At 66.4% G+C, this 11,891-nt stretch carries 10 protein-coding genes; 3 read left to right on the plus strand and 7 right to left on the minus strand.

Annotated features, from left to right (window positions below; all coding sequences use genetic code 11):
* Nucleotides 1-9 precede the first annotated feature (9 nt).
* Nucleotides 10-1,029, minus strand: a complete 1,020-nt coding sequence (locus BQ7391_RS01790) for an SPFH domain-containing protein (protein ID WP_075279043.1) — start codon at nt 1,027-1,029, stop codon at nt 10-12.
* Between the two features lie 319 nt (nt 1,030-1,348).
* On the opposite strand from BQ7391_RS01790, the gene BQ7391_RS01795 reads away from it, so the two are divergent.
* On the plus strand, nt 1,349-2,317 hold the full coding sequence (locus tag BQ7391_RS01795) for a hypothetical protein (RefSeq protein ID WP_075279044.1): 969 nt from the start codon (nt 1,349-1,351) through the stop codon (nt 2,315-2,317).
* A gap of 270 nt (nt 2,318-2,587) precedes the next feature.
* The gene (gene rlmD, locus BQ7391_RS01800) at nt 2,588-3,754 is read left to right on the plus strand and encodes a 23S rRNA (uracil(1939)-C(5))-methyltransferase RlmD (protein ID WP_075279045.1); all 1,167 of its coding nucleotides are present in this window, start codon (nt 2,588-2,590) and stop codon (nt 3,752-3,754) included.
* A gap of 98 nt (nt 3,755-3,852) precedes the next feature.
* Here the strand turns inward: rlmD and purN are convergent, their stop codons facing one another.
* Genes purN through purE form a run of 5 tightly spaced genes read right to left on the minus strand, consistent with a single transcriptional unit; the run spans nt 3,853 to nt 8,716 of the window.
* On the minus strand, nt 3,853-4,467 hold the full coding sequence (gene purN / locus BQ7391_RS01805; protein WP_075279046.1) for a phosphoribosylglycinamide formyltransferase: 615 nt from the start codon (nt 4,465-4,467) through the stop codon (nt 3,853-3,855).
* A complete protein-coding gene (gene purM / locus BQ7391_RS01810) occupies nt 4,457-5,548 on the minus strand; it encodes a phosphoribosylformylglycinamidine cyclo-ligase (RefSeq protein ID WP_075279047.1) in 1,092 nt (363 codons plus the stop codon). Before purM ends, purN begins: the two co-directional genes overlap by 11 nt.
* Before the next feature lie 34 nt (nt 5,549-5,582).
* Nucleotides 5,583-7,082 carry an amidophosphoribosyltransferase gene (purF, locus tag BQ7391_RS01815; RefSeq protein WP_075280828.1) on the minus strand — a complete coding sequence of 500 codons (1,500 nt, stop codon included), beginning with the start codon at nt 7,080-7,082 and terminating at the stop codon, nt 5,583-5,585.
* A 50-nt stretch (nt 7,083-7,132) separates the two neighbouring features.
* Nucleotides 7,133-8,242 carry a class B sortase gene (locus tag BQ7391_RS01820; RefSeq protein ID WP_083662038.1) on the minus strand — a complete coding sequence of 370 codons (1,110 nt, stop codon included), beginning with the start codon at nt 8,240-8,242 and terminating at the stop codon, nt 7,133-7,135.
* A gap of 12 nt (nt 8,243-8,254) precedes the next feature.
* Nucleotides 8,255-8,716: a 5-(carboxyamino)imidazole ribonucleotide mutase gene (purE, locus tag BQ7391_RS01825; RefSeq protein ID WP_075279049.1), complete on the minus strand. Its 462-nt coding sequence runs from the start codon at nt 8,714-8,716 to the stop codon at nt 8,255-8,257.
* 255 nt (nt 8,717-8,971) lie between these two features.
* Between purE and BQ7391_RS01830 the strand changes: the two genes are divergently transcribed.
* Nucleotides 8,972-9,847 carry a pyridoxamine kinase gene (locus BQ7391_RS01830; RefSeq protein ID WP_075279050.1) on the plus strand — a complete coding sequence of 292 codons (876 nt, stop codon included), beginning with the start codon at nt 8,972-8,974 and terminating at the stop codon, nt 9,845-9,847.
* A gap of 207 nt (nt 9,848-10,054) precedes the next feature.
* Here BQ7391_RS01830 and BQ7391_RS01835 read toward each other — a convergent pair whose 3' ends face one another.
* Nucleotides 10,055-11,749: a DUF6273 domain-containing protein gene (locus BQ7391_RS01835; protein ID WP_075279051.1), complete on the minus strand. Its 1,695-nt coding sequence runs from the start codon at nt 11,747-11,749 to the stop codon at nt 10,055-10,057.
* Nucleotides 11,750-11,891 lie beyond the last annotated feature (142 nt).

Below are 11,891 nucleotides of genomic sequence, written 5' to 3' on the forward strand. Positions count from 1 at the left end.
TTCAGCGCCCTACTGGTAGAGGGAGCCGGTGTTGAGGACGGGCTGGGCCTCGGACTCGCCGCAGAGGACGACCATCAGGTTTGACGCCATCACGGCCTTGCGGTCCTCGTCGAACTCCACCACGCCGCCATCGGAGAGCTCCTTGAGCGCCATGTCCACCATGGAGACCGCGCCCTCCACGATCTTCTTGCGCGCGGCGATGATGGCCTCGGCCTGCTGGCGGCGCAGCATCGCCTGGGCGATCTCCGGCGCGTAGGCGAGGTGCGTGAGGCGGGCGTCGTCCACGGAAACGCCGGCCGGGGCGAGGCGACGGTCCAGCTCCTCCTTGAGGGTGGCGGAGACCTCCTCGATGTTGGAGCGCAGCGTGATGGAGCTGTTGGAGGCGTCGTCGTCCTCCATGTGGTCGTAGGCGTAGACGCTCGCCACGTGGCGCAGCGCGGTCTCGGTCTGCATGGCCACGTAGCTGGGATAGTGGTCCACGTCGAAGAGGGCCTTGGCGGTATCGGCCACGTGCCAGACCACGACGGTCGCGATCTCGATGGGGTTGCCCATCTTGTCGTTGACCTTGAGGCGGTCGCCGTTGAGGGTGCGGGCGCGCAGGGAGACCTTGGTGGAGAGCGCCTTGGTGGCCGCCGCGGCCTTCACGGAGGGTGTGCCCTCCTCCAGGCTGATGTCAACGGAGGCGCCGGTGCCGTCCGAGCCCAGGCTGTGGCTGTAGAAGGGGTTCACCCAGTAGAAGCCCGACTCGCGGACCGTGCCCACGTAGTTGCCAAAGAGCACGAGCACGCGGGCCTGCCCGGGCTGTAGCGAGAAGAACCCACAGGTGACAATGATGGCCACGATGAGCAGCACGATGCCGCCGACGAGCAGCACGGGACCGGTGACGGGCGCGGGGACGCCGGCCTCCTCGGCCGTGGCCAGGATGACGATGCCCTGGACCATGCCCCAGATGGAGGCGACGTACGCGGCGAGGGTGACGAAGAGCATGGGCCAGCCGGACGCGGCGCGGGCCTGCTTTTCTACGGTCATTGCAGTTCCTTTCCTGGTGACGGGCACGCCCCGGGGTGGGCGTCCTCGACTGAGTTCATTGTGATATCACATTGGTTTCTTTGCAAGGGCAGGCCGCTCGGACGAGATGCGTTTCGGTGAGCGGTGGTTGATGGGTTGGCGCGCCATGTTGTTTCAGTGGGCAACAACAGCCTTAATAAGGTACGTCGTGAGCCTGACACGTTGGGCTACCTGCTCTTTTCCCAATCTTCGATTGCATCAGGAACGCTTGGAGGCAGCTCTGAGCAAGCGGCGCTCCCTAAGCTGGACAAGTTACGGCGCATAGATTGGGGGATGCAGGATGGGAGTATGCCTTGGCTTTGAGTCCGCCCTGGAGTACTGGCTTACGAAGCAAGGGGGCGAGGCTCTGCCGGAGGAGGTCGAGAGCTGGAGGCTGGCTTACGCCGTCGCGAGTTCGCGGCTCCTTGCCAGGGAGGGCCTTCCGCTCGAGCCCCGCAACGAGCGACCCCTGCACCTACTTGTGCAGCAGCACGCGGTGAAGCACCGCCTCGACAACATCGCCGTGCACGTCTGCCAGACCAAGCTTCCCGCCCACTCGTTCAGGAGGCTTGGCGGCGACAGCCTCATTGCCTCGCCAGAGCTCACCTTCCTTCAGATGGCCCAGGGCCATTCCCTGCTTGAGCTAATCGAAATCGGCTGCTACCTCTGCTCGACCTTCTCGATTTCCTCACGTGGGCGTGGTTACACGGGAGAGCGGCAGCAGCTGATGTCGCTCGACGACCTGACGCGATACCTGAACTCCCTGCCAAGACGGACGCGCGGGAGAAACCAGGCGCTCCAAGCACTCCCGCACATTGTCGAGCTGACCGCCTCTCCCATGGAGGTTCACCTGGCGATGCACTACGGGCTGCCGCCAGAGCATGGGGGAAGGGGCCCAATCGCCATCTCTGCCAATCAACCCATCGAGATCGACGAGCACGCGCAGAGGCTTCTGGATGAGCACTATCTCAAGGGCGACCTCTACCTATCCGAATACGAGGCCGACCTTGAGTACGACAGCAGGGAGTTCCACACGGGAAGCTTCCGCCTTGATCACACGCAGGCTCGCAGGAATGTGCTTGAGGCGATGGACATCAAGACCATCTCAGCCACCCAGGGGCAGATCAATACGCTCGAGCACTTTGATGACTTCACCTGGCTGCTCGAAAAGAGAATCGGCCGCGAGCACGCCATTCCCACGCCGGCGCAGCGCGCTGAGCAGGAGAGCCTCTTTCAGTGGCTCAACGACGAAAAGCGGACCCTTTTCTAGCTTCGCCGCCCAACACATCCGGCGCAGGGAACCGCTCGGCACGAGGCCGGGGGAGAGCCCGACTTTGTAGTGTGCTTCGCGCCCGGCTCCCCGGGTACACTACAAACCGCGTAACCCGTCTAGCTGGAAGTTTGCGCCGATTTCGTTTGTAGTGTACCCGGGGAGCCGGGCGCGAAGCACACTACAAAGTCGGGGCAGCGAGTGGAGGCGGCCCACGTGCGACGTAAGCTCGGATATGATGGTCTATCGGCTTGAGAAACCGGAGGCCGCATGGGATACAAGACGTACACCTGCCCCATTTCACGAGACTGCGGAGGCTGCGAGTGGCTCGCGGTCCCCTACCCCATACAGCTGCGGCGCAAGCAGGAGCAGGTCGAGGGCCTGCTGGGCGAGATGCTTCGCGCGGACGGCGGCAAGCTCGAAGGCATCCGCGGGATGGACGAGCCTCTGCGCTACCGTCACAAGGCGGCGACCCCGTTTGCCCACGCTCCGCACGGGCGCGTGCTGAGCGGATTCTACGCAGCCGGAACGCACCGGATCGTGCCCTGCGCGGAATGCCTCGTCGAAGATGACCGGGCGCGGCGCATCCTAAACGCCGTCGCCAGGGTCTCCGAGAGAATGCACATCCCGCCCTACGACGAGGATCGCGGCACCGGCGTGCTGCGCCACGCCGTCGTGCGCTGCGGATATGCGACCGATGACGTGATGCTCGTGCTGGTGACGCGCGTAGATGAGCTTAGAAACCGTGAGCGCCTGGTGGGCGAGCTGCGCGCGGCCTGCCCTGAGGTCACGACCATCGTGCAGAACGTGAACAGCCGCAGGACGAACGCCATTCTCGGCCACCGGTGCCATACGCTCTACGGACCTGGCATCATGCACGACGAGCTGCTCGGATGCCGTTTTGAGATCGGTCCCACGAGCTTCTATCAGACCAACCCCCAGCAGACCGAGGTTCTCTACCAGCTGGCAATCGAAGGGACCGGCAACGCGGAGCGCGTGCTCGATGCGTACTGCGGAACGGGAACTATCGGCATCTGCGCGGCGGCACGACGACCTGGGCTGCGAGTCATCGGAGTTGAGCGAGTCGCCGCCGCCGTGTCCTGCGCACGGCGCAACGCCCAGGCAAACCACGTCGAGGAGCGGAGCTCGTTCGTGGCGGCTGACGCCACGGAATGGATGGCCGGCCCCGGACGCGCCGAGCGCTTCGACGCAATCATCATGGATCCCCCGCGCGCCGGGAGCACCCCGGAGTTCCTTGGCGGGGTGGCGGCCCTTGCGCCGGGACGCGTCGTCTATGTCTCCTGCAATGTCGTGACGCAGGCGCGCGATATCGAGCTTCTTCGCTCGCTGGGATACCGGATCGAGAGCGTGACCCCCGTCGACATGTTCCCCCACACCAGGCACGTCGAGAGCGTCGCCGTGCTGGCCCGGCGCTAGGGAGCCGCCGGCCCAGACGGCGGCGCGATCAAGCCCCCAGAACAGCGCGGGCCGCCACCAAGCTAGTGACGGCCCGCGCGAGGTCTGGCAAGCAATGCCTACTCAGGGTCTATCGCCACGGTCCCGTTGTCCCTCACATGCACGCGGCCAGCGGAGATGAGGCTCACGACCTCGGGATAGAGCTCGTGCTCGATCTCGTGGATGTGCTCCTCGAGCTCGTCGACCGACCAGCCCTCCTCCACCGGAAGCGCACGCTGCGCGATGATGGGGCCGGCATCGTAGTCCGCGTTCGCGAAGTGCACGGTCACGCCCGTGACCTTAACGCCGCGGTCGTAGGCGTCCTGGATGGCGTGGGCGCCCGGGAAGCTCGGCAGCAGCGCGGGGTGCAGATTGACCACGCGGTTGGGGAACGACGCAAGGATGGGGTCGTGCACCTTGCGCATGTAGCCCGCCATGATGACGTACTCGACGCCGTGGCGCTTGAGCTCGGCGGCGATGATCTCGTCGGCCTGCTCCGGATCCGCGTACACGTCCTTGGAGAGCGTGAGCGTCTGAATGCCGGCAGCCTCCGCACGCTTGAGGCCGTAGGCGCTTGGGCGCGAGCTCACCACAAGCTCGATGGTGGCGTCAAGCGAGCCATCCGCGATGCGGTCGATGAGCGCCTGCAGGTTGGTGCCACTGCCCGAGATGAGAACACCGATCCTAACGCTCATCGTCGTACACGACCTTCCCCTTCTCGCCCGGAACACCGGCGATGACCTCGCCCATGACAAACGGCGCAAACCCCGCGTCCTCAAGCGCCGTCACCACGGCGTCCTTGTCCTCGGCGGCGCAGATGACGCTCATGCCCACGCCCATGTTGAACGTGCGATACGCCTCCTCGAGCGTGAGCTGGGCGGCATCGATCATGTAGGTGATGACGGGAGGGATGTCCCACGCCGGGCCGGAGGCTCCCCCACGATACACGAGCGCGTCGAGACCCTCGGGCATGGCGCGGTCGAGGTTCTCGGTGATGCCGCCTCCCGTGATGTGGGCCATCGCGTGGATGGGGGCACCGGCGCGCAGCGCCTTGAGCAGGCCGCCGGCGTAGATCGTGGTCGGGCGCATCACGGCGTCGGCGATCGACTCACCGCCCAGCTCGGGCAGCGGGGTCTCCAGCTCCTCGACCGTCTTGCCCTCGATGGCGACCTTGCGCACGAGCGAGTACCCGTTGGAGTGGATGCCCGAGCTCGGCAGGCCGAGAATCACGTCGCCCTCGCGCACCTTGTCGGGGCCGATCATCTTGGGTCGGTCCACCACGCCCACGACGAAGCCGGCGAGGTCGTAGTCGCCCTCGGCCATGACGCCGGGGTGCTCGGCCATCTCGCCGCCCACGAGCGCGCAGCCACTCTTGCGGCAGCCCTCGGCAATGCCGCCCACGATCTTGGCCACGTGCTCGGCACGCAGCTTGCCGATGGCAACGTAGTCGAGGAAAAACAGGGGCTCTGCGCCGATGGGGACCACGTCGTCAACGCACATGGCCACGAGGTCCTCGCCCACCGTCTCATGACGGTCGAGCAGCTGCGCGATGGCGAGCTTCGTGCCCACGCCGTCGGTTCCCGAGACCAGAATCGGCTCCTCCATGTCCTTGAGACCGGCGGCCGAGAAGCACGACCCAAACCCCCCGAGGCCGCCGATGACCTCCGGTCGGCTGGTCGTCGCCACGGCAGCCTTGATCGCGTCGACGGCACGGGCTCCCTCAGCCGTGTCGACGCCGGCATCCGCATAGCTCACATGCTTGGTGTTCTCGGCCATCTCGCTCCTTTCCGCCAGAGCCGCCCGGGACCCCCTAGGCGTTCAGGCATTGCTCCGCTTCTTCGAGCGGCATGTGCGAGGTCGCAGATGCCGCCTCGAGGTTGTTGGGCTCGTACCCGGGCAGGAACTTGTCCTCCCAGAACGAGCGGGGTATCTCCACGGGGTACTCCCCGGTAAAGCACGCCTTGCAGTAGCCGCCCCGAGGAACGCAGTCGAGCAGGCCCTCGATGGAGAGGAAGCCCACCGAGTCCGCCTCGATATAGGCGCGGATCTCCTCGAGCGACATGTTGGCGGCAATGAGCTGGTCTTGGTTTGCCGTATCAATGCCGTAGAAGCAGGGCCACGTGACCATGGGGGACGCCGAGCGAACGTGCACCTCGGTTGCGCCGGCCGCCTTGAGCATGCGCACGATCTGCCGAGAGGTGGTGCCGCGAACGATAGAGTCGTCGACCATCACCAGCCGCTTGCCCCGCACCACGTCGGGCAGGGCGTTGAGCTTCAGGCGGACGCCCATCTGCCGCAGCTCGGGCGTGGGCTGGATGAAGGTACGCGCCACGTAGCGGTTCTTGATGAGCCCGGTCCCAAAGGGAATTCCCAGCTCCTGGGCAAACCCCTCCGCGGCGGGCGTGCCCGAGTCCGGCACGGAGATCACGAGGTCGGCCTCGACGGGCGTCTCCTGAGCAAGCCTGCGCCCCATGTTGTGGCGCATGAGGTAGAAGCTCGAGCCGTCCTTCACGGAGTCGGGGCGCGAGAAGTACACGTGCTCGAAGATGCAGTCGGCACGGCACCCCGGCTCGCATCCGCGCTCGGAGCGCAGGCCGTCCTCCGAGATGCGGACGATCTCGCCGGGCTCGACCTCGCGCACGAAGGTCGCGCCCGAGATGTCGAGCGCGCAGGTCTCGCTCGCCACGACCCAGCCGTCATCCCCCAGCCGGCCCAGGACGAGCGGGCGGATGCCGTGCGGGTCGCGGAACGCATAGAGCGCGTTCTCGCGCACCAGGACCATGGCGTATCCGCCCTCGAGCATGCGCATCGTGTGCGCGATGCCCGTGCGCAGGCGACCGGCTCGCTGCGTGAAGTATCCGATGAGCTTCGCGGCGACCTCCGAGTCCGTGCTCGACCGGAAGGGAATCCCCATCTCGATGAGCTCTCGGCGGAGGCTGTCAAAGTTGACGAGCGTGCCGTTGTGCGCGAGCGCAATGATGACGTCATTGATGGTGGAGAGGTGCGGCTGCGCAGACTCCCACCCCTTGGCCCCCGCGGTGCCATACCGACAGTGGCCGCACGCCACCTTGCCCGGCATCGCCGCAAGGTCGGCGTCGGAGAACACCTGGGTCACGAGGCCGAGGTCCTTGCGGATAAGGACCGTCCGCCCGTCGCCCACGGCGATTCCGGCGGACTCCTGGCCGCGATGCTGGAGGGCGCGCAGGGCGAAGTACGTCATGCGCGCGACATCGCGCCCCGGAGCCCAGACGCCAAAGACACCGCACTCCTCGTGCAGCTTGTCGTCAGGGCAATCGGCGGGCCGGGGCATCCCGCCCCGCGCCACGGCGGTGTCACCAGAGAGCGTCGTCACACTTCCCCCTACTCGCTCGCGGCTGCCGTCGCCGCCGCAGCCTCTGACTTGAGCGCACACACTAGAATAACGCGACCCTTGTCGCTGTCCTCGTAGTAGCAGGTGCAGAGCGAGAGCGCCTTGGTCATCCCGTTGATGACCTGGGCGGCGTCGCCCCTGCTCGCCACCGCCTGGCCCAGCAGGCCCGAGAGGTAGGCATGCAGCTCGTCCGTCGACCCAAAGTTGAGCTGGCGGACGTTGGTGTCATCCGCCGTGGTCTGGTAGATGAACAGCGGCTCCAGCTCGTAGCTCGCCTCCTCCGTCACGTACCAGACGGTAGAGATGCTGTCGAACACCTGCTGGTCCTGCATGTCGGAGACCGGCTTGAACATGGAGCCGTTGCGCAGGTGGTGGCCATAGATGATTGTCTGGGCGTCAACCATTCCCGGCTTGGCGTTCTCGTAGTCCAGAAAGATCTGACCACCGAGCGAGTACGTCCCCTCGGCGCTGGTGTGCAGGTACTTCTCGTTATCCTGGGCCTGATAGACCGGGTAGTTGACGCCCGTGCCCGGAATCTGCACCCAGCCGACCACGTCTCCGTTCACGGCCTTGAGGCCCTCCCAGTCGACCTGCGGGGCGGTCGAGCCGTCGTCAGAAAGCGTGGCGTACTCCGCAAGCTCCTCGTTGATCCGCTCCTGTTCGCCGTACTGCCACTGGTTGTAGATGAACATGCCCGCGGCGGCGGCGATCAGGCCGATGCCCACCACGAACAGGATGACCGAAAGCACCCGCGCCACGCGCTTCTTGGGGTCTCGGCTCCGGCGCCCGGAAAGGTCATACGGGTCGGTCTCTACAAAGCGCGGCTCCCTGCGTCGGCGGTCATGCCCGCGAGAGGACCCGCCGGGGTCGGACACCACAGAGACAAACCCCTCGCTCGCCCGGGGCATGCCCGCGGCATGCGGGTTGCCCGCCGGGGCGTGATACGACTCGTCGCCGCCGCGGCGGGTGTGCAGACGTCGGGACGGATCGTCGTCCGTCGCATGATGAGGCGCGGCATGGGCCGACCTCGACGACGGGCGAGAAGGACGCGCGAATCCCCGCGGGTCGGTCCCTTCGGGCTGCTTGAAGTGAGACGCCATGCGCGGCTCTCCTTATGCCTCGGCCATCTGGCGCTTGAACTCGACGACCTTATCGCGATACTCCGGCATGGTGGCGCCGAGGATCTGCGTGGCGTAGATGGCCGCGTTCTTGGCGCCGTTGATGGCCACGCAGGCCACGGGCACGCCAGACGGCATCTGCACCATGGAGAGCAGCGAGTCCATGCCACCAAGATCGGAGGTCTTCATCGGCACGCCGATGATGGGCAGCGGCGTGAAGGCGGCAACGACGCCGCCGAGGTGCGCCGCTTTTCCGGCGGCGGCGATGATGACCTTGAGGCCGCGGTCGGCAGCGGAGCCCGCCCACTCGTGAACCTTGTCGGGGGTGCGGTGCGCGCTGGCAATGACCAGCTCGTACGGCACGCCAAGCTCCTCAAGCTGCTTGGTGCACGCCTCCATGGTGGGCATGTCGGACTTTGACCCCATGATGATTCCCACGAGCGGCTGGTCTGCCATGATGCTCCTCTCGGTTGGTTTGTCGCTCCCCCAGTATACGCGACCTGCCCGAAGGCGGCATCGCGTGCGGGCGCGCCGGCGCACAGAGCTCTTCCGCATGCGTATCGAATCCTACTCGCAACCTTTCCTCCACAGGGCGAGCACATTGACGGGGCGAGACATGCCAAATGGCGCATCAAGACCCCGCGGGCAGGAAAAAGGACTATCCTTGCCTGCGTACGCTGGTCCATCAGTCCGCGGACAAAGGAGAATCCCATGAACAACGCCAGCAATCTGTACCTCTACCAGCGCGAGGGCGGCTACCTGCCGCGTGTCGCGGCCGTCCATGACCTGTGCGGCTACGGCAAGTGCTCGCTCGGGATTGCGATCCCCGTGCTCTCGGCCGCCGGCATCGACGTGTGCCCCGTCCCCACGTCGCTCTTCTCGGCGCACACGCGCTTCCCCAAGTTCTACATGCACGACACCACGCCCATGCTCACCGAGTACCTCGACGCGTGGCGCGAGGAGGGCATCGAGCTCGACGGCATCTACTCGGGCTTCCTGGGGTCGGCCGAGCAGGTAGACGCCATCCTGCGCCTCTATCGCGAGTACCCCAAGGCACTCCGCATCGTGGACCCGGTGATGGGCGACGGCGGCTCCAAGTACCCCACCTACACCGACGAGATGTGCGAGGCCATGAAGGGCCTGGTGGATGGCGCTGACGTGCTCACGCCCAACCTCACCGAGGCCTCGATCCTCACGGGCATCGCCTACGCGGGGCAAGACGTCGACGAGGTCTATATCAAGGGCATGATGGAGGCGCTCCTTGGCATGGGCGCGAAGTCCGTGGTGCTCAAGGGCATCGTCCACGAGGGCGAGAGCATCATCCGCAACTACGTGAGCGTGGCGGGCGGAGAGATCGAGGAGGTCTCGAGCGAGCTGCTCCCCTACATGCTCCACGGGACGGGCGACCTCTTTGCGTCTGGCCTTACCGCGGCCATCTACGCTGGGGAGAGCCTGCTCTCCGCCGTCGAGTTTGCCGGAAGCCTCGTGCGTCACGCCATGGGGATCACGCCGGAGCAGCCTGACTACCAGGTTCGCGGCGTCAGCTTTGAGAGCGTCCTCGGAGACGTGACCGCCCTGCTCGCATAGCACGCCGTTTCCAGACAAGGTGCGCCGCCCAGCCCCGCCCCTGTGGCGGGGCGCTTTGTTTCGGGGTTGCATAACCCGACACTTCAGGGCGTTGTTCGCTCGTTTTGTCAGGTTATGCGACGTCGCCCCCGGCGCCGGCACCGAGATACAAAACCGCCCGCAGGACCTGCGCGATCCTGCGGGCGGAAACGTGGAGCTCAGACGGGACTACAGGCAGAACCCAACGACAATGGCAAGCTCACGGGCCGGGTTGCGATAGTAGTGCGGGCTGCCTTCTGGCGTGACCGTCATGTAGTACTCCCCCGAGCTGGGCTCGGGCGTGCGGAGCCACCAGTCCTCGCCGCTCTCAAGGCGGAGGTAGTCAAAGCCGTCGTTCCAGGTCACCCCAGCGTCCGCAAAGACGTCGTACTGGCCGCCCTCCATGAGGTAGCCCGTGTAGTCAGAGTTGGTGGTCTGGGCCGCAACGTCGCCCGAGAGCTCCGCGCAGGAGGGGATCCACACGCTCTCGGAGGTGGTGGACTGCCCGCCGCCCGATCCGGCGGGGTTGTTGGTCACCTTGTCAACCGGCACGATCGCGGACGCCAGCTCCTCGGGCAGCTCGCCCATGAGAGTCTGGTTGAGCCAGGAGCGCAGCGTGGTCTCCTCCCAGGGGACCGACTCACCCGACGCGTTGAGCGGCTGCGTCCCCACCAAGCCACGGGCCACAAAGCTGATGCCCGCCAGACCCGAGCCGTCGGACTTTGCGTCCTGACGGAACCCCGCGATGGTCACGGGGACGCTGGTGCCACTGGAGAGCTCAAGGGTCTTGGTGTTCTCGAGGTTCAGCCTGCCCGAGGCGTCACACAGGTTGTACTGGGCGGCGATCTCTATCCCGGCCTCGTCGCTCTCGACAGCGGCTATGAGGGCCGATATCTGCGAGAGCTCCTTCCACGAATAGTCGGCGAGCGCGGAGCGGACCTCGGGGGCACCCTCGGAGACGGGCTCCTCCTCTTGCTCCTCCTGGGGCTCGAGCGTCTCGACCGGCTCGGTCGAGGGCTGCTCGACCGGAGGCGCGGGCTCGTCCTCAGGGGCGAACGGGCCCAGCCAGCTCGTGGCGACCGCATAGCACACGCCGCCGACGAGAAGTGCGGCGATGGCGGCGCAGACGCCAAGAACGACGCGGCGGTCGGGCTGAAAGCTCCTCATGCGGTCGCCCACGCGCGCGGCGCCGCCCCTCACGCGGTCGAAGGCCTCCGTGGGGAACGAGGAGGCATGCGCATCGTCATCGCCGGCGGGGGCGGGCTCAAAGTCAGGCGCGGAGTCGACCGCGGGTCGGAACTGGATGCTCGACGTGTCGTCAGCCTCGGTGGACGACACGCCATCCAGGTCGGGAAGATCGCGCAGCTCCTGCTGGAGCTCTGGCTCAAGCTCGGAGGCAGCGGGGCCCTCGCTGGAGGGCATGGCAAAGTCGACGGTCTTCTCGGCATCAGGCGCATCGTTGGCGGCTGCAGGGGCTGCCTCAGGCGCCCCCATCGTCTTCGGGGCGTCGGCCACTTCCTGCTCCTGCGCCGGCGGCTCCTGCGGTACGGGAGCAGACGCTGCGGCGCGCTCGCGGAGCGCCCTTCGCGCCGCGGCAGACTCCTCGGGACGGAGCGCGTCATAGGATGCGTTGTAGTGCGTGTAGGGCGAGCGGCGAGAAGCGCTCTGGCTGCTGTGGGGAACGTACGGGCGCGGGATGCGCGGCGTCACGCGCACCGCGCGGGGTGGCGGCGCGACAGGCACCAGCGGCACCGCTCCAGCGGCCATAGGGTCGAGGGGCTCCTCGAGTTTCTTGGGGGCCGGCACCTCTTCGACCGGGGCACCGCATCCGGGGCAGAAACGAGCCTTCTCGGGCAGCTCCTCACCGCACTTCTTGCACTTCACGTTGGGTCCCTTCCCTAGCTCTCCAAGCTTTTACGTTAACACGACAGAGGTTAGGGAAGTATTAGAACGTCTCATACCGTCGACAGACGGTGCCGTATAAAGGGGCCGTTGAGGGCTCGCGGCAAGTTGGTCGCCGGAGGCG

The sequence above is a fragment of the Thermophilibacter provencensis genome, from assembly GCF_900128445.1.
Taxonomy (GTDB): Bacteria; Actinomycetota; Coriobacteriia; order Coriobacteriales; family Atopobiaceae; genus Thermophilibacter; species Thermophilibacter provencensis.